Here is an 18,452-nt window from a genome sequence, read left to right as displayed (position 1 = left end):
CTTGCCGCGTACCCGGGCGGCAGAGTGTGCCACCCGAGGCCGCGCAGGGGTTCAGCCGCCGGTGGCGAAGCCTGGGAAGAGGGTCATGCCGCCGTCCACGTAGAGAGTGGTGCCCACCACGTAGTCCATGAGGTCCGAGGCGAGCCCGACGACCGCGTGCGCGATGTCCTCCGGATCACCGACGCGCCCGTAAGGAATCAGCTCCAACAGGTCCTTCTCGGCATCGGGGGTGTTCCAGGCGCTGCGATTGATGGGAGTCCTGATGGCTCCTGGAGCAACTGCGTTGACCCGAATCCCGCGGGGCGCGAGCTCCTGGGCGAGCGTCGCCATCATCATCTGCACGCCGCCCTTGGAGGCCGCGTAGTTGACGTGGCCGGCCCAAGGGATGAGCTGGTGCACCGAGCTCATGCAGATGATCTTTCCGGCGGCTCGCGACACCTCAGGGACGACCCCCCTTCTCAAAAACTCCTTCGTCGCCTCCCGGGCGCACAGGAACTGCCCGGTGAGGTTGACGTCCAGCACCTTCTGCCACTGGGCCGTCGTCATGTCGGTGAACGAAGCGTCGCGCTGCAGCCCGGCGTTGGCCACAAGGATGTCGATGGTTCCGAACTCCTGAACCATCCGTTCGATCATCGCGACGACCTGGTCCTCCTGGGACACATCGGCCTCGTACGCCATCGCGCGCACTCCGAACCCGGAGATCTCCTCGACCACCCGCTCGGCCTCCTCGCGCCCGGCGACGTAGTTCACCACCACGTCGGCTCCGGCGCGCCCCAGGCCGATGGCCGTCGCCTTTCCGATGCCCGAGTTCGCGCCGGTGACGAGTGCCTTCTGTCCTTTCAGCAGATGCGCGGGAATGACACCCTGAGGGGCTCCCTGGGACACACTCACGCCGGATCTCCTCCTCGACTGGCTGGGACACACTCACGCCGGATCTCCTCCTCGACTGGCTGAACTCACGACCTCGTGTGGCTCGACTCCTGTCGACACCGCACCACCGAAAGCCGAGTCAGAGCTGGACGGGCAGGTGGCGCGGACCGCGAAGCATGGCGCTCTGCCGGTAGGGAGGCGGGTCCTGGACCAGGCGCGCCGTGCCCAGGCGGGGGATCAGCGCGCCGAGCGCGGTCTGGGCCTCCAGACGGGCCAGGGGGCCGCCGTAGCAAAGGTGAATACCTCCGCCGAAGCCGAGGTGCTCGTTGTCCGGGCGTGTGGGGTCGAACCGGTCGGGGTCGGGGAACCGCTTGGGGTCGCGGTTGCCCGAGGCCAGCGCAAGGACGACGGACGTGCCCTCGGGGAGCACGGTGCCCGCGACGTCGATCTCGGCGCGGGGGATGCGCTCGCGCATGTGGACCGGTGGTTCGTACCGCAGTAGTTCCTCCACCGCTCGCGGCAGCAGGTCGGGGTCGCCGCGAAGGTGGTCCAGATGCTCGGTGTGGCGCAGAAGGGTGAGCACCCCGTTGGTGATCAGGTTGACCGTGGTCTCGTGTCCCGCGATGAGCAGCAGCACGGCGGTTTCCGCGAGTTCCTCCTGGGTGAGCCGCAGGGCCGGATCCGGCTCGTTGGCGAAGGCGGAGAGCATGTCGTCACCGGGGCGGCCACGGCGCTGCTCGGCGAGGTTCACCAGGTACCCGCCCATCTCGACCCGCGCCTGGTCGCCCGCCTTGTCCGTCTCGGTGGTGTCCTCCTCGGGCCTGACGTCGGCGGCTGTGACCAGAGCGTCGGACCAGGCCCGGAACAGCGGCTCGTCCTCGCGCGGCACGCCCAGCAGGTGGCAGATCACCGCGACAGGCAGTGGGTAGGCGAAATCGTCGACGATGTCGATCTGCCGGCCGGCCTCGAAGGGCTCCGTCAGTTCCTTGGTGATCCGATCGATCTCACCGCGCATGGCGTCGACCCGGCCCGGGCTGTGCGGCGGTCCGAACGGCCGCATGGCCAGGGTGCGCAGCCTGTGGTGCTCCGGGTCGTCGAGCCGCAGGAAGGGCGGCTTGTGTGTCGCCTCGCCACGGATGCGGGGGTCGACACTGATCCGCGGGTCGTGGAGCAGAGCGGCGATCTCGTGGTAGGTGCCGACCAGGTAGCTGCCGTCCGCCTGCCGCACCACGGGTCCGGCCTCGCGGAGTTCCGCGTACAGCGGGTAGGGGTTGGGGCGGCTGGCGTAGTCGGTGATCCGTGCCAGCAAGGTCTCGGAGTCCATGATGGCTCCTCGTCGTTGGACGGGACGTGCGTCAGCCGTGGCTACACCACGGTCAGTCGGCGGTCGGGAAGGTGACCGGTGAGCGCCACGGTGGGGCCGTGGGAGAGCCCCTTGGGATCCGGCACGTCGGACGGAATCGGGACATCGGCCGCGATCGCACGGTCCGCCGCACCGGGCGGGGGCGGGAAGGGAGCAGCCGTCTCGATCAGGTGCCGGTAGTAGTCGAGCGACTTGGCCATGTCGACGGTGACCGCGGCGGTGACCCGGCCCTGGTAGCCGTAGACCATCGCCAGACGGCGCGCCTCCAGAGAGCCCTGGGCGATGACGACGTAGTCGGAGTAGGTCGGTACGCCCACCGACTTGATGTTGAGCCCGAACTGGGTCGACCAGAACGTCGGGACGGCCAGGTGCGGGCGCCGCAGAGGCCCGGGACTGACCATGTTGTGGGCCGCCACCTCGGCCTGCTCGACCGCATTTCCCCAGTGCTCCAGGGAGAGCATCTGGTAGCCGAACAGAGGGTGGGGAAAGCGGGAGACGTCGCCGGCCACGAAGATGTCGTCGGTGACGATTCCGTACATGTTGAAGGCGCGGCATCCGGCGTCGCAGGCGATCCCGCGCGGGCCCGCCGCCAGCCCGGACGCCGCCAGCCACTCGACGTTGCGGACCGCCCCCAGCGCCACGACGCACACGTCCGCGTCGACACGCGTGCCGTCGGACAGGTCCGCACCGGTGAAGCTGCCGTTCCCGCGCAGGGCGGTGACCGTCACTCCGGTGCGTAGGTCCACACCGTGGTTGCGATGCATGACGGCCGCGAGTTTCGACAGCGTGCCGCCGAGGGCGCCCACCAGGGGTGCGGGGCCGCGTTCGGCGACCGTGACGTCCAGTCCGCGCTCCCGGCAGGCCGAGGCGATCTCCGAGCCGGTGAAGCCGGCGCCGATCACCAGCACCCGCCCCGGCCCGGCGGCCAGCCGCTCGGACAGTCCTGCGGCGTCCTCACGCGTGCGCAGGGTGAACACCCCGTCCAGGGCGCCCTCTGCCGGATTGGGCCAGGGCCGCGCCCGGGTCCCGGTGGCGATCAGCAGCCGGTCGTACGGCAACGACTTCCCGTCGGCCAGCAGTACCCGCTTCTCCAAAGGGTCCACACCGGTGGCGGCTACTCCCAGCCGCCACTCGGCGTCCGGGTCCCGGCGCATCGGCAGCTCGGTGGTGTCCGGCGTCGCCTGGCCGAGCAGTACCTGCTTCGACAGCGGTGGCCGGTCGTAGGGCGGATGGGGCTCGTCCCCGACCACGGTGAGTGAGCCGGTGAAGCCCTCCTCGCGCAGCGTCTCCGCGGCCCTCAGCCCGGCCAGCGACGCACCGACGATGACGATGCGGCCGTCCCGGAGATCACCGGCGGCCATCAGGGTTCACCTTCTCGCCGACGAGGATGGCCTGGACCGGGCAAGCCGCCGCAGCCTGGCGCACGCGCTCGGCCTGGTCATCGGGGACGGCCGTGGCGTACAGCAATCCTTCTTCGCCGTGCAACTCGAACACCTTGGGTGCGAGGAACACGCACTGTGCATAGCCCTGACAGCGTGTGAGGTCCACAACGGTTCGCATCCCACCACTCCCTCTGTCGCCACGCCCCTTTCTTCAGCATGAGCCGGGCATCGCAGGCTCGCACGGTGACCGCTCGCGCAGTGGCATCCACCTGCGCTGCGGCGGCCCGCCGGCCCGAAGGGAAACCCGGATCGCACCGAGTGAGCCGGTACGCCGCCTCGACCGGTCCGGGCGGGTCTCCGACCCGGCAGAGTCGAGCTCAGGCGGCGAGGATGCTGATGCCGTCGCCCAGGAGCTTGAGGCCGAGCACGAAGAACAGGACGGCCAGGACGGCGACGTTGTGCTGCGCGGCCAGGTCTCGCCAGTTGCCGAGGATGCTTTTGGCACGTCCGCCCATGACCAGGAAGACGGCGAGTGGTGCGAGCACTCCGAGGGAGGCGATGACCACGAAGATCGCGAGCGTTCCGATCTGCTGTGGCACGGGGAGCCCGGCAGAGCTGATCGAAGCGCCGGCAGCAATGGTCAGGGGCGCGTTCTTGAGATTGGCCGCCGAAAGCAGCAGCCCCAGGCCGAGGACCTTGATGGGAGTGAAGCGGTCGATCGCTGCCATCCACTTCGGGAGCCGCGCCTGTGAGGCGTCTTTGGGGCGGCGCTGCCATTGGCGGGCGCCGACCAGGGCAAGGAGTGCGCCCAGAGCGAGTTTGAGAGCTCCGACCCAGGTGGCTGGGTGCTTGTGGGTCGAGGCTCCGCCTGTGCCGCCGACGGCCAGCATGATCGCGCCGAGCGCTGCGAGCCCCAGAACCCAGCCGAGGGCGAACAGCAGGCCGTTGAGGCGCCCCTGCGGAGTGGCCAGGATGAGGATGATCGCCACGATCGGGAGTGGGCTGACCGCGACACCCGCGGCCAGGCCCAGCACATCACCGACAGCGTGTCCCACTGCGGCCTCCGGGGAGAGACGGATGATCCCGAGCGGACTGCCCGTGTCCGGATGGCCTGAAGCCGGCATGCGTGTCCCGGTACGGGCGCAGCCCTCTACGCCATCGTGGCGGTCTCCGGGCCCGACAGCCATCGGCCGGCGGCGAACGGGTGACCTGACCACCGGCCTCGGAGACCCTGTGGAGTGATCCACGGATCCCCTCAGCCCGCACAGCGGTGATCCGGAGACAACCCTGAGCTGACCTGGGGCTCACAGGGCATGGGTGGGCGCGTCCGGAGGGTGTGTATGCGGTCGGCGCGCGCAGCCGCGACCGGTCACTCGGTCCGGACGCGGCTGCGAAGGTCGTCGTCCCTGATGCCGTACTAGGTACGGGCTACTAGGTGGCGGAACCTCGGCGGTCGGAGCCGCGTCCGCCCGCGCCGGAAGAGCCACGGCCGCCACCGCCGGAAGAGCCGCGCGTGGCTCCGCCGGTCGCCGGGCGCCGGCCCGAGCCGTGGGCTGCCTTGCCGGAGGCGGAGCCGGTCCCGGCCCGGCGGTCGGAACCGCGGCCGCTCGTGCCGGCGGCACCGGCCCCGCCTGCTCCCGCTCGGCGGGCGGAACCGCGGCCGCCGGATGCAGAGGTGCCGGCAGCCGTACCGGCCGCTGCCGTACCGGCCGGGGCACGGCGGTTGCGGGTGCCCTGGTCGGTGGTGACGCCGGTCGCCGGGCCGGTTCCGCCGCCGTTGCGGCGTCGGCGGCCGGAGCGCCGGCCGGGCTCGGTGCCGGTCTTGCGGGCCGGGCGGGACGCCGTCGGCGGCGTGGGCTGGGGCACCTCGATGACGACGGCCACGCCGGAGGGCTCACGGGCGCCGGTGAGCGTGGCCAGCTCCTCGTCACTCGACTTGATGCTCGCCGTCCGGGGGCGGATGCCCGCGTCCGACATGAGCCGGGTGATGTCCCGCTTCTGCTCGGGCAGGACCAGCGTGACCACGCTGCCGGAGCCGCCGGCGCGCGCCGTGCGGCCGCCCCGGTGGAGGTAGTCCTTGTGGTCGGTGGGGGGATCGACGTTCACCACGAGGTCGAGGTCGTCGATGTGTATGCCCCGGGCCGCGACGTTCGTCGCCACCAACGCGGTGACCTGGCCGTTCTTGAACTGTTCCAGGGTGCGGTTGCGCTGCGGCTGGGAGCGGCCCCCGTGCAGTGCCGCCGCGCGGACACCGACGGCGAGGAGGCGCTTGGCGAGCCGGTCGGCGGACCTCTTGGTGTCGAGGAAGAGGATGACGCGGCCGTCACGGGCCGCGATGCGCGTGGTGACCGCCTTCTTGTCGGTCTCGTCCTGGACGTGGAGCACATGGTGCTCCATGGTGGTCACCGCTCCCGCGGACGGGTCCACGGAGTGCACCACGGGGTCGGTCAGGAACCGCTGCACCAGGCGGTCGATGTTGCGGTCCAGGGTGGCCGAGAAGAGCATGCGCTGTCCGTCGGGCCGCACTTGCTGGATCACCTTGGTGATCTGCGGCAGGAAGCCCATGTCGGTCATCTGGTCGGCTTCGTCCAGCACCGTGATGCGTACGCCGTCGAGCACGCAGTCCCCGCGTTCCACGAGGTCGTTGAGCCTGCCGGGGGTCGCCACGAGTACCTCGGCGCCGCGCCGGAGCGCACCGGCCTGCTTGGTGATGGACAGCCCGCCGACCACGGTGGCCAGCCGGAGGTTCACCGCCGTCGCATACGGGGTCAGCGCGTCCGCCACCTGCTGGGCGAGTTCGCGGGTGGGCACCAGCACGAGGGCGAGGGGCGCCTTGGGCTCCGCGCGCAGTCCGGCCGTGCGGGCCAGGAGCGCAAGCCCGAACGCGAGGGTCTTGCCGGAGCCGGTACGCCCCCGTCCCAGCAGGTCACGGCCGGCGAGGGAGTTGGGGAGCGTGGCGGCCTGGATGGGGAAGGGCGCGGTCACGCCCTGCGCGGTGAGGGTTTTCAGCAGTGCCGCGGGCATGTCCAGACCGGCGAAGTCCTCGACGGGGGGAAGAGCGGGTGTCGTACTTTCCGGCAGCCGGAATTCCCTCGGCGCCGACGGCGACGAGGACGACGACGGACGGGACGAGGCACGCCGGTTGTTCGGCTTCTGGGATCTGCGGGACATGCGGTGGGTGGTCTGCCTTCCTGGAAACAGCACAAACCGGGGTCCGCACCATGTCGGTGCCGACCCCGGTGAGCAGATACGCGCCCGGCGATCAGGCGGGGACGATGTTCTCCGCCTGCGGGCCCTTCTGGCCCTGCGTGACGTCGAAGCTGACCCGCTGGCCCTCCTGGAGCTCACGGAAGCCCTGGGTCGCGATGTTCGAGTAGTGGGCGAAGACGTCGGGGCCGCCGCCGTCCTGCTGGATGAAGCCGAAACCCTTTTCGGCGTTGAACCACTTCACGGTTCCCTGTGCCATGACTCTCTCCTTCTGTAGGCAGAGGCCCCATCCGGAGATGCCGGAAAACAAATGAATGCGCCTGTAGGAGAAACATTCCCGTCAGGCGCACATAGGTTCATGGGTACCACAACTGCAACGCCGAAACCGTAGCACAGTCCGGCGGGCCGGTGTCGGGTCGGCGAGCGCGCCGTGGGGGTGCCGAGGTGTGGTGCGGGCAGGAGAGGAGTGACGGATCCGGGTGTGCGCCCCCTTGTGTCGCCGCGCGCCCGCCCGTGAACCGATGATTCGCCCAAGGCACAACCGGTAAAGCTCCGGGATACGCATGACCCGTGTACCGGGCGCATGCGCTTCGTACGCTGGTTCGCAGGTGGGTGCCGTCCGGTACGACGGCCGCACGCGGGGGAAGGGACGTGGCAGTGGTCAACGGGGAGATGACGGGCGCGTCGTCCTTAGGGCGGGTACGCGTTCTGTCGGCGCGCGGGTCCGTGCACGGGGCCGGGGTTCTGGTACGGCCGGGCACCGTGCTGACCTGCGCGCACGTGGTGACGTCGGCCCTCGGGACGGCCTGCGGGCAAGCCGGGGGCGTGCCTCGGGGGGCCGTCGTCGTGGACGTTCCGGGGCGGCCGGACGTCGAGGCCGGTGAGGCCGCCGTCGTGCCGGACGGCTGGTTTCCCGGTCCCCTGGCCGGCGGGTCGGACGGCGATCTCGCCGTCCTGAGCACGGACTGGTCGCCGCCCGCCGACGTGCGTCCGGCACGGCTCGGCCCGTGCGGGGAACCCGACCGGCGCGAGGTCGGCGTGTACGGCCATCCGGCCGGTGCACCCGACGGCCTGTGGTCCTCCGCCCGCCTGACCGGGCGCGGCGGGCCGCACCGGGACTGGGTCCAGTTGGAGGGACTCGGCACGACGGGCGTCCCGGTGGAACGCGGGTTCAGCGGAGCCGGCGTATGGGATCCGGCGGCGCGACGGGTCGTCGGCCTGGTCACCGCCGCCTACACCGACCGGCAGGCCAAGGTGGCCTGGATGCTCCCGCTGGAGTCGGCGGCCCGCCTGTGGCCGGCACTCGCCCCGGCCCTCGTGCCGCCCTGGCCGCCCGCGCCGCGGAGGTCCCCCGAACCGCCGTCCGACAAGAGCCAGTTCGCCCTGGCCGACGCCCTGCTGAACGTGCCTCAGGTCGAGGACGACGACGCGGCGGCGCTGCGCCGCCTGCTGCCGGCCCCCATCCGCCGCGCCGTCCGCACCAGCCCCCGCCCCCGGCTCCAGCTCTTCTACGTCGTCCAGGCCTGCGCCGACCACCGCGACGGCAGGCAGGCCCTGATCGACGCCCTGCGGCTGCTGGACGACGACTCGCAGCCCGCGGGTGCCGTGCTGGAACTCATCGACGAACTGTGGCCCACCAACGCGGGGGGCGAGGCTCCGTGACACTCGCCCAGGGGGCCTGGGGGCCGCCCAAAGTGCTCCTCGACGCGCTGGACGCCGTCCCGTGCTTCGAGGAGTCCGGACTGCTTCAGGAGTGCGCCCGCCAGGTGGGCCGCGCGCTGGGGGGCGTGATCGCCCTGCCCGACAGCAGCCGGCGGCGCTTCTCGCTGCTGATCCTGCTCAGGGAGGTGATGCCCTATCCGGACGGCATCCAGGTGCTGGGCAGCGTGGTCTCGACGCTGGAGGGCGAGACCCGGCACATGGCCCGGGTGCGCACCGCCATCGCGCTCGCGGAGGTGCCGCTCTTCCCGCCGCAGAGCTGGGAACGGCTGATGGCGCTGCTCGGCGGCCTGGAGGTGCTGGACGTCCCGGGCATCTTCCGGGAGGCGCTGGGGCGCCCGGATCCGCTGCCGGTCCACTGCGCGGAGCCGTGGTCGGCGGTGCTGCACGCGGCGACGTTCAACGCCCGTCCCGGCGAACCGCTGCCCTGCGTCCTGCTGGTCGAGCACCTCGCGCACTACGCCAAGGGCCAACAGCAGCAGGACCTGTTCGACTGGGTGGAGGAGCACCTGATCCGGCCCGACATGTATCCCGGCGCGCCCGCCGCGCACCCGGTCGGGGCCACCGCGCAGACCACGGCCGCCGCCACGGCCACGGCCAGGGCGAGCGCCGCGGTGCCCGTCGCCGCCCGGGCCGGCGGCGATCTGCCGGCCTCCGGAGCGGGCAGCGCCCCCGTGGCCACGGACGTGACCACCCGCCATGCCGGCGTGCCGGCCGCCTCCGCCCCGTTGCGGGAGGACGACGCCGCGGACGCCGTCTGGGCGCCCGGCGCCTGCCTGCTGGTCCGGCTGCGCCCCCTGCCCGACCCCGATCACAGCGGGGAGCGGCTCCTGTCGTACTGGTGGCAGATCGACGGCCCGGAGCCGTACCCGGTGCGCGGCGGGGACGTGCGCGTCGATCTGGCCGATCTGCCCGAGCGGGTGAAGACGCTGGTCGAGGAGGCGGAGACGGGTTGGGCCTACTTCTGGAAGGAGGACCTGACCCTGGAGTTCCTGCTGCCCAGGGACCTGCTGGACCTGCCGGTCGAGAGATGGGCGAAACAGGGCTTCCACGGCGCGGACGGCGCCCTCGGGGAGGACCACCCGGTGATACTGCGCAGCCTCGAAAGGATGGAACGCGCGGACACACATGGACGCTGGGCCAAACGCTGGGACGCCCTGGTGACCGCCTGCGGAGGGCCCGTCCACTGGTTCCCCGACGAGGGCCGCGTCCGTCTGCTCACCGAGCCGCAGCCGGTGATGGTGGTCCTCAGCGATCCGCCTGGGGGCGGCGACGGGATCCCCGGGGTCGATGAGCTGGGTGAGTCCCTGCGGGCGGGTGTGCCGATCGTCGTCTGGGACCGGCGCGGGGGAGTCGATCCAGCCTTTCGTGACGAATTGCAGGAACTCACCTCGCGCAAGGGAATTCATAGACTGCCGGACGCCCTCAGGTCGTTGCGCATAGAGGCCGGGGGCGAGGATCCTGCTGGGGGCGGCTCCTCTACGCTCGGTCGCCACGCAGCTTTGCTCTGGGACGACCCGTACCGCCTACCGGGCGGTCGGTCAGACGCGGCGGATTCATCCGCGCAGGGGGGAGGGTAGGACGAGATGCTTCCCGAGGACGGCGCATCCGGGGGGACGCGTCCGAACGGCGACCGGGTGGCGGGGGGTCCACCGCGGCCGCACGCGAACGGCACCGCGGGCCCCGTACCCGAAGGCTCGATGCGGGGCGCCTCCGACCAGCGGTGGTGGATCTACCGCGGTACGGGGCAGCCCCTGTACGACACCAGCCTCGACGAACTCCTGCCGCCCCCGCCGCCCTGGCGCCGGTTCACCGGCGGTCCCGTGGTGGACCCGCCCCCGGCGGACGACGAGGAGATCGAGCGCCGGCTGGGCCGCGTCTCGGCGTTATCCACGGGTTCCGACCAGCTCAGGCGTGAGACCGACATGGTCAACGCGGCCCTGCTGCTGCGCCGGCCGCTGCTCGTCACCGGCCGCCCCGGGACGGGGAAGTCGTCCCTCGCCTACCGCATCAGCCGGGAGCTGAAGCTGGGCCGCGTGCTGCGCTGGCACATCACCAGCCGCACCACGCTGCGCTCCGGGCTCTACGAGTACGACGCGATCGGCCGGGTCCAGGACTCGGCGGCGTTACGCGCCGCGCACCGGCCGTACGACACGGACGGCGTGACCGCCACGGACGGCGCGGGCGATGGCGCTCCGCAGGGCCGCACACCGGGCGAGGAGGGCCTTCCCGGGATCGGCGACTACCTCCAACTCGGCCCGCTCGGCACTGCGTTGCTGCCCTATGAGCTGCCGCGGGTGCTCTTGATCGACGAGTTGGACAAGAGCGACCAGGACCTGGCCAACGACCTGCTCGGCGTCTTCGAGGAAGGCCAGTACCCCGTCACCGAACTGGTCCGGGCCCGGCGCCTGCACCCCAGGGTGACGGTGATGACCGACGATCCGCACCGCAGCGCCGAGATCGCCGACGGTGTCGTCAAGTGCCGGGCGTTCCCGATCGTGGTGATCACCTCCAACGGCGAGCGCGAGTTCCCGCCGGCCTTCCTCCGCCGCTGTCTGCGGCTCCGGATGCCGGACCCGGACCGTTCGCAACTGGTCGACATGATCGCGGCCCATCTGAGGGAGGCGGCGCAGGGGTCGGCGAACTCCGCCCGGGCGGAGGAACTGGTCGAGCGGTTCCTGCGCAACAGCCGGGAGCGCGGCGGCCTCGCCGTGGACCAGCTGCTCAACGCCGTGTTCCTGGCCACCTCCGGCCGTTTCCCCGGCGAGGACGAGGAGTCGCTGGAGCACCTCGTGGACGCGCTGTGGCACCGGCTCGACGGAGCGGGGGCGGAAACGAGGGCCGGATGACGGCGTCTCCCGGAACCCCCGCCTCACCCGACCGGCCGGAGGGGGGAACCCGGGCTGCCCCGGACCGGGAGCTGCCGACCTGGACGGAACTGGCCGACGCGCTGTACCTGGCGGCCTGCCAGGACGCCGCCGTGCCGCTGTTCGACGTGCCCGGCCGCGAGGCCCGGGAGCGCGGCGAGCGGTCCCGCCGGGAGAACCGTCCCGGGGAGCGACCGGCGCGGCGGGACCGCCACGACTCCCCCGGGCCCGTCGCCTCCTGGCCGCCCGGGGCCCCCGGCGGCGACCCGGCCGCCGGATCCGCCGCACCCGACGACCGGGAGGGCGCGCCCGAGGGCCGGGGCGGTACGCCCCCGGACCCCGAGGACGGCACGGGCGACCGTCACCCGGCCGGCGAGACCCCGGCTCCGGGCGACTCCCGCACACCCGACGACGGCTCCCGGACCCCCGAGGCGCAGGACGACGGCCACGGCCTCGGATCCGGCGACGAACTTGACGAACTGCTCCTGCTGGAAGAGGGGCTGACCACCCTGGCGGACGCGGCCCGCCCGCTCTTCGCCGCGCTCCCCGCGGCGAGGCCGGCCGGTCTGCGGACCCGCCCCGCCCCGCACGCGGACGCGTGGCCCACCGAGCAGGCCGGCTGGCCCGCGTCCCCCCGGCTGGCCGACTCCCTGGCTCTGGGCAGATCGCTGCGCCCGCTGCGCCTGTTCCTCGCCTCGCCCCACGAGCTGGAGCTGGACGAGGAGGCGACCGCCGAGCAGGCGGCGCTGGCCGGGGTGTGGACACCGGTGTGCCGGGCGGTCCCGGAGCGGCGGCTGGACCTGCTGCTGCTGGTGGACGACAGTCCTTCGATGGCCCTGTGGTCGTACACGGCACGGCAGATCGCCGAGCTGATGGAGCAGACGGCGGCCTTCCGCACCGTACGGCGGGTCCGCTGGGACCCGGATGGCGGCGACGCGGCGACGGCGGGCCTCGCGGCGGCCGAACTCCACTCCGGAGACCGACAGTTGGTGCTGGCGGTCACCGACGGCGGCCACAGCGCATGGCGCACCGGCCGGGCGGCGGCGCTGCTGCACCGGCTGGGCCGGCACTCCCCCGTCGCCGTACTGAGCCTGCTGCCCCAGCACCTGTGGGACCTGACGCTGCCCACGGTCGCCCGGACCCGGCTGCGGGCACCCGCCCCCGCCGCGCCCAACCGCTCCTACGACGCGGAGTGGAAGCACCCGCAGGCGGACCCGCTGGGCCCCGAGCCGGAGTTCGCGCCGCACCCCGGGCTGGGGACCGCGATCCCGGTGCCGGTCGTCGAGCTGCGGCCGACGTCACTGGCCCGCTGGGCCCGGCTGGTGGCCGCGGCGGGCAGCGGCGAATGGCACGGGCTGGCCGCGCTGTGGACCGCGCCGGACCGGGACCTGCGCTCGGCGGTGATCGGCCCCGTCCCCGAGCGGCTCGCCAGCATCGTGGCGGAGCCGCCGCACCCCGAACCGCAGCGGACAGTGCCACGGCCCGCGGACCCGCCCCGGTCCACGGAACCGCGGCGGGCCGGCGCCGGCGCGGACGAGTCGCCCGCGGTCCGGCGGGCCAGGCGGGCCGCCACCGCGGTGCGCAGGTTCCGCGCCACCGCCTCCCCGGCCGCGTACGCCCTCGCCCAGCGCCTGGCCGCGGCCCCCCTCAACCTCCCTGTGATGCGGCTGCTCCAACAGGCCCAGCCCGGCGCGAGATTCTGGAACCTGGCCGAAATCGTGCTGCTGGGCCTGGTGCGCCGCACCGACGACACCGCGGACGTCGAGGACCCCCACCGGGTGTCCTTCGACTTCGCCGATGGCGTACGGGAGGAACTGCTCGCCCTCGGCAGCCGGGCCGAGACGATCCGGGCGCTGGACGAGGTCCGGCGCCATCTCGGACCGGTGCTGGAGGAGGTGTGGGGGGAGGGCGCGAGCGCGCTGGTCGCCCCGGAAGGGGATCCGGCGGACCCCCCGATGACGGAGCAGACCCGCCCGTTCGTCAGCCACCTGTACACGGCGCTGTGCGCGGTGTCCGGGCCCTACCTCGCTCGCGCCAACCACCTGGGCCGGCTGCTGCAGCGCACGGCCGTCCCCCACCAGGCCGGAAAGGTCGCCGCCGGCACGGCACCCACACCAGGGCACCAGCGGCCATCAGGGTATTCATCCGTAGAAATGCGATCAGAATTGAACATTGCGCCCACGGACGCGCTAGATTACGGGCCGCGAACGCCTGAAACCCCACAACCGGCGAACACCCCGCAACCGGCGGGGAATTCACCCACGGAACCGTCGTCCGCCCCCGTTCCGCCCACCCAGCCCAGCCCCTCCCCCGCGCCCGCGTCCGCGCCCGCGCGTCCACGACAAGGAGGCATCGCCGTGACTGCCGGTCTGCCCGTTGCCACGGGCCCGCGAAGCCCGCACGACCCGCCCCGCATCTGGGGGAACGTCCCGCAGCGGAACCGGAACTTCACGGGGCGCGAGACGCTGCTCGAACGGCTCCAGGAACGGCTCCAGGAACGGCAGAGCAACGGTGTCACCGCGGTCCTGCCCGAGGCCCTGCACGGCATGGGCGGCGTCGGCAAGTCGCAGATCGCCATCGAGTACGTCTACCAGCGCAGCCGGGACTACCGGCTCATCTGGTGGATCCCCTCCGAGCAGGAGAACCAGATCGTCCAGTCGCTGATCGAACTGGGCGAGCAGATGGGCCTCCAGGTGGGTTCCGAGATGAGCGCGGTGCCCGCGGTGCTCGACGCCCTGCGCCGGGGCGAGCCGTACCGCGACTGGCTGCTGGTGTTCGACAACGCGGAGAACCCGAAGGAGGTGCGCAAGTACTTCCCCAGCGACGGGCCCGGACGCATCGTCGTGACCTCCCGGAACTTCCAGTGGTCCACCGACGCCAGCTCTCTGGAGGTCGACGTGTTCGCACGCGGCGAGAGCGTCGCCCTGCTGCGCCGCCGCAGCCCCCAGCTGCCCGACGACGCCGTCGACCATCTCGCCGCCGCCCTCGGCGACCTGCCGCTCGCGGTGGAACAGGCCGCGGTGTGGCTCGCCGAGACCGGGATGCCCGTGCAGCAGTACCTCGAGGTCTACGAGCGCAACTTCACCGAGTTGATGCAGTCGGAACCGCCCGGCGACTACCCGCTGTCGGTGGCGGCCGCCTGGAACGTCTCCCTCGGCCGGCTGCGCGAGACCCGGCCGGACGCCCTCCAACTCCTCCAGGTCTGCGCCTTCTTCGCTCCCGAGCCCATCGAGTGGGACCTGTTCTCCGCGGTCCGCGGCATCTCCGTCCCGCAGGAGCTGCAGTCCGCGCTGGACGACCCGGTCAAACTGGGCCGCGCGATCCGAGAGATCGGCCGGTACGCGCTGGCGCGGATCGACCACCGGCAGAACACGGTTCAGATGCACCGCTTGGTGCAGCGCGTGCTGATCGAGCAGATGAACACGCAGGAACAGGCGACCATGCGGCACGCCGCCCATCAGCTGCTCTCCCACGCCGACCCGAGCAATCCGGAGCGCGTCACGTACTGGCCGCGCTATTCGAGCCTTCTCACCCATGTGAACGCCTCCAACGCGGTGGGGTGCGAGGAGCCCTGGACCCGCCGCCTGGTCCTGAACGAGGTGTGGTTCCTGCGCGCCCGGGGCGACCACGCGGCCGCCCTGGCCCTGGGCAGGCGCGCCGCGAAGATCTGGCGCGAACGCCTCGGCGAGGACCACGAGGAGGTCCTCGCCGTGGACCAGCAGATCGCCCAGGCCCTGCTCGAACAGGGCAATGACCGCGAACGCGCGTACACCATGCAGTCCTCGCTCGTGGAGCGCTTCCGCACGATCCTCGGCGAGGCGCACGAGAACACGCTGCAGGCGCAGAGCTTCCTGGCCGTCCACCACCGCAACCGGGGGAACTTCCGGGAGGCGCGTGAGATGGACCAGCAGGTGTACGAGACCAGCCTGCGGGAGTTCGGAGCGGACGACCCCGCCACCCTCCTCGCCGCGCACAACTACGCGGTCAGTCTGCGTCTGGCCGGCGACTCGGACAGGGCGCGGGAACTGGACTACGACACCTGGCAGCGCAGGATCGAGGCCCTGGGCGAGGACCACATCTACACGCTGTCCACCCAGAACGCCTACCTGCTCGACCTCCAGGAGATCGGCCGGTACGAGGAGTCGCTCGACGGCTACGAGCGGCTGACCGAAGAGGTCCGGGAGCAACTGGGCGAGAAGCACCCGCTCACCGCCCAGATCAGCCGGAACCTGTGCGTGACCCGCCGCAAGAAGGGCGACCACAAGGGTGCCCATGAGCTGTCGTCCCAGCTCATCACACTGGTCAGCGACCTCTTCGGGACCAACAGCAGGCAGTACCTGCAGATGGCGGTGAGCCACGCCACCGACCTGCGGCAGGTCGGCAAGCTCCAGGAATCGCGCGTCCTGAACCAGCAGGCGCTGGACAAGCACCGCAACAGCTACGGCCCGGAGCATCCGCACAGTTACGCGGTGGCCATGAACCTCGCGGTGGTACTCAGGCTGCTCGATCAGCCCGAGGCGGCGCTGAAGCTGGACCAGGAGGCGGTCGAGGGCCTGACCCGCACGCTCGGTCAGGACCACCCCCGTACGCTGCTCGCCCGTATGAACCTGGCCAGTGACCACTTCGCGCTCGGCCGTACCCAGGAGGCGTATGCCATCAACGAGGCCGTGGCCGAGGAGTCGGCGCGGCTGCGCGAGAGCCACCCGGCGAACCTGGCCATCCAGCTCAACCTGAGTTACGACCTGAAGGCGGTGGGAAGGACCGAGGAGGGCGAGGCGAAGTACGCGGAGGCGCTGAAGCGCTACCGCAGCGTTCTCGGTCCTTCCCACCCCGCCACGCTCGATGCCGAGAAGGGCCTGCGGGCCAACGCGGACATCGACCTGATCTCCCTCTAGACACCGCTCGGAGTGGTGTGGGCGGGCCGGATGCCGACCGCGCCCGCACCGCCGAGCCACGCGGCCAGATGGAGGGGGTCGGGAGTGTCGCCCCGGTCGGAGGCGACAGCCCGGCGGACCGCGGCCACGACTTCCGGCCGGTCCAGCAGCACGGCTGCCCCGGCTCCCCGAGCGTGCTCCGGCAAAGCCAGCGCGGCCCCGATCCATGCCTCCGTGTTCCGCGGTTCCCGTGCGGTCCACTCTGCGTAGCGGAGCACGGCCCGCGCGGTGTCGCCCGCGACGGCGGCGTACTCGGCGCGGCGTGCGGGGTCCCCGCTCCGCTCAGCCTGCCGGCGGTCGCGCTCGAACCGGTCCGGCGCGGAGAGGCGGTACCTGGCCAGTGGTCCGAATCTGTCGAGGCGGACCCGGTCCGGACGGGGACACACGGTGGAGGGCGGCAAGCCCGGAGCCGGTTCCCCGGCCGCCCAGGCCGCGGCGAGTCGCCGCGCCGCGCTGTTCTCGACCTCCAGGTGCCGCGCCCGCCACACGGCATGCCGCAGCAGACAGTAGTCGCGGGCCAGGCGGCCCGGGAGGACCGGTATCTCTTCCTCCTGCCACTCCTGGATCTGCGCCGTGGCCTCCTCGACGAACAGCCGGCCCGCCTCGGTCAGGTCGTCCTCGGCCACGAGGGACACCGCGGCTTCGCGCAGTTGCTCCCTGAGGACGGCGAACTCGAAGTCCGCGCGCTGCGCCTCAGCCCCCGTCACATACTGGCGGTGCGTCCGCCAGAAACGAGCCACCCCGGAGAACGCGAAGGTTCCGTGGAGCAGTCCCAGCGCCGGTCGGGGGTCACTGCGCCACGGCGCGTAATGGAGCCGCCGCCGTGGCTCCGGCCCGTCCGAGCGGTCGTCGGCGACCTGGATCAGCCGCACCAGGCTGAGTACCGCGTTCAACTGCTGGTGCCGGGTCTCGTGGACGAGGACGGCGGCCGTCTGCGTGGCGTCGTACGGCAGGGACAGTGTGATCGCGCCGAAGGCGTCGACCGAGGACGCGCTGGCCACGAGACCGCCCCTCGCCGACTGGAACGGACGCGGCACGAGCACCCGTACCAACGACCTCACCGCGGCGGTGTCCGCGGTCGGCTCCCGGTCCAGCAGGGCGTAGGCGCCGGCGAGGCGCTCCTCCCATTCGTGTAATCGGCGTTCCCCCAGCCTGCTGGGGGATTTCGGGTACCGGGTGAAGTCGCGGTAGGGAGTGACCGTGTCCAGCGACGGCCCGGCCTCGGTCGCGCCGGACGCGGCACCGCGGACCGGTCGCAGTGGCCGCCAGCCCGGAGCCGGCGTCGACGGCTGCCGGGGCAGTCGTACGTCCCCCGTCTCACCCCGCACGACGGCGCCGTCCCGTTCCACCCGGAACTCCGTCTGGCTCCATCGGCGTCGCGCCACCGGGCCGGCCACGCCCGCGCCGGGCAGCCAGACCGTGCCCCGGTACGCGGGCACGCGCAGCACGGCGGGGATCCGGGCACGCAGTGCCGCCGCAGCGGCCAGCGCCTGGAACTGGCCGAGGTCGGCCCACAGCGGCAGGGAGGGCGTCACCGGGGCGGCGGTTCCGCCGAGGCGCCTGAGCAGTCGCAGGGCCCAGGCCATGACGGTGGGGTCGTCGAGTACGGACTCGACCGCCTCGGGGGCCGCTCGCTGAGCCGTGCACAGCAGTTGCCAGGCCGCCTGCGCCGACGGCAGGCCGGCGGGATGCCGGGCAGGCGAGGCCTCTTCCCCGAGTTGGTCCAGCAACGCACGCAACACCAGAAGGAGTTGGCTGCGCTGTGCGGTGCGCAGCAGGCGCAGGTCCGCCTCGGCCGCGTTACCCGCCGCGATAGCCCTGAGCGACTCCCGGGACAGCCGGTGGACGTCCAACGCCGACGTGGTCACGACCGCTGCTGATCCGGCCGGCGGCGACTGCGCAGGAAGCTCATTTCCTCACTGTTGGATTCGTCGAGCGTCCCGAATGCCAGACTCGCCCTGATCTCCGCCCGACTCAACGCGCGTCGCAGTGCCGGATCGTCGCAGGAATGCAGCTCCGCCAAAGAGATCCCGGATAGATCGACGAGGTCGGAACAGAAGTCCTTCGCAGACTCTGCCATACCGTGGTTCCCCCTGACGTGGTGGTTTGG

General features: G+C 72.1%; 13 protein-coding genes. 4 read left to right on the top strand and 9 right to left on the bottom strand.

Annotation, left to right across the window (positions count from 1 at the left end):
• Window positions 1-51 precede the first annotated feature (51 nt).
• The 7 genes from ACIQFZ_RS17915 to ACIQFZ_RS17885 form a co-directional block, all read right to left on the bottom strand.
• Complete coding sequence (locus tag ACIQFZ_RS17915) at window positions 52-891, bottom strand: SDR family oxidoreductase (RefSeq protein WP_365416517.1); 840 nt, start codon at window positions 889-891, stop codon at window positions 52-54.
• 118 nt (window positions 892-1,009) lie between these two features.
• A complete protein-coding gene (locus tag ACIQFZ_RS17910; protein WP_365416516.1) occupies window positions 1,010-2,194 on the bottom strand; it encodes a cytochrome P450 in 1,185 nt (394 codons plus the stop codon).
• A 41-nt stretch (window positions 2,195-2,235) separates the two neighbouring features.
• Window positions 2,236-3,594, bottom strand: coding sequence for an NAD(P)/FAD-dependent oxidoreductase (locus ACIQFZ_RS17905; RefSeq protein ID WP_402691632.1), 1,359 nt, complete (start codon window positions 3,592-3,594; stop codon window positions 2,236-2,238).
• Window positions 3,581-3,793 (bottom strand): ferredoxin, encoded by a 213-nt coding sequence (locus tag ACIQFZ_RS17900; protein ID WP_365416513.1) that lies wholly within the window; start codon window positions 3,791-3,793, stop codon window positions 3,581-3,583. The genes ACIQFZ_RS17905 and ACIQFZ_RS17900 overlap by 14 nt, the downstream gene beginning before the upstream one ends.
• 199 nt (window positions 3,794-3,992) lie before the next feature.
• Window positions 3,993-4,670, bottom strand: coding sequence for a GAP family protein (locus ACIQFZ_RS17895; RefSeq protein WP_365416512.1), 678 nt, complete (start codon window positions 4,668-4,670; stop codon window positions 3,993-3,995).
• Between the two features lie 376 nt (window positions 4,671-5,046).
• Entirely contained in the window at window positions 5,047-6,786 is a 1,740-nt protein-coding gene (locus ACIQFZ_RS17890) for a DEAD/DEAH box helicase (RefSeq protein ID WP_402691631.1), read from the bottom strand.
• 91 nt (window positions 6,787-6,877) lie between these two features.
• On the bottom strand, window positions 6,878-7,081 hold the full coding sequence (locus tag ACIQFZ_RS17885) for a cold-shock protein (RefSeq protein ID WP_023544341.1): 204 nt from the start codon (window positions 7,079-7,081) through the stop codon (window positions 6,878-6,880).
• Between the two features lie 413 nt (window positions 7,082-7,494).
• Here ACIQFZ_RS17885 and ACIQFZ_RS17880 point away from each other — a divergent pair, with 413 nt between their 5' ends.
• From ACIQFZ_RS17880 to fxsT, 4 genes are all read left to right on the top strand, one after another.
• Window positions 7,495-8,484 carry a trypsin-like peptidase domain-containing protein gene (locus tag ACIQFZ_RS17880; RefSeq protein WP_402691709.1) on the top strand — a complete coding sequence of 330 codons (990 nt, stop codon included), beginning with the start codon at window positions 7,495-7,497 and terminating at the stop codon, window positions 8,482-8,484.
• Window positions 8,481-10,121 carry a hypothetical protein gene (locus ACIQFZ_RS17875; protein WP_402691630.1) on the top strand — a complete coding sequence of 547 codons (1,641 nt, stop codon included), beginning with the start codon at window positions 8,481-8,483 and terminating at the stop codon, window positions 10,119-10,121. The genes ACIQFZ_RS17880 and ACIQFZ_RS17875 overlap by 4 nt, the downstream gene beginning before the upstream one ends.
• Before the next feature lie 120 nt (window positions 10,122-10,241).
• Window positions 10,242-11,390 carry an AAA family ATPase gene (locus ACIQFZ_RS17870; RefSeq protein WP_402691629.1) on the top strand — a complete coding sequence of 383 codons (1,149 nt, stop codon included), beginning with the start codon at window positions 10,242-10,244 and terminating at the stop codon, window positions 11,388-11,390.
• Window positions 11,387-16,303, top strand: coding sequence for an FxSxx-COOH system tetratricopeptide repeat protein (fxsT, locus tag ACIQFZ_RS17865; protein WP_402691628.1), 4,917 nt, complete (start codon window positions 11,387-11,389; stop codon window positions 16,301-16,303). The genes ACIQFZ_RS17870 and fxsT overlap by 4 nt, the downstream gene beginning before the upstream one ends.
• Here fxsT and ACIQFZ_RS17860 read toward each other — a convergent pair.
• Complete coding sequence (locus ACIQFZ_RS17860) at window positions 16,300-18,210, bottom strand: aKG-HExxH-type peptide beta-hydroxylase (RefSeq protein WP_402691627.1); 1,911 nt, start codon at window positions 18,208-18,210, stop codon at window positions 16,300-16,302. The two genes, fxsT and ACIQFZ_RS17860, sit on opposite strands and share 4 nt — an antisense overlap.
• A complete protein-coding gene (locus ACIQFZ_RS17855) occupies window positions 18,207-18,422 on the bottom strand; it encodes a hypothetical protein (RefSeq protein WP_365416500.1) in 216 nt (71 codons plus the stop codon). The genes ACIQFZ_RS17860 and ACIQFZ_RS17855 overlap by 4 nt, the downstream gene beginning before the upstream one ends.
• Between the last annotated feature and the right edge of the window lie 30 nt (window positions 18,423-18,452).

It is taken from the genome of Streptomyces sp. NPDC093064 (genome assembly GCF_044754605.1).
In the GTDB taxonomy this organism is placed as follows: domain Bacteria; phylum Actinomycetota; class Actinomycetes; order Streptomycetales; family Streptomycetaceae; genus Streptomyces.
Note: the sequence above shows the minus strand (reverse complement) of the source record. Positions and strands in the feature narration are given on the sequence as shown.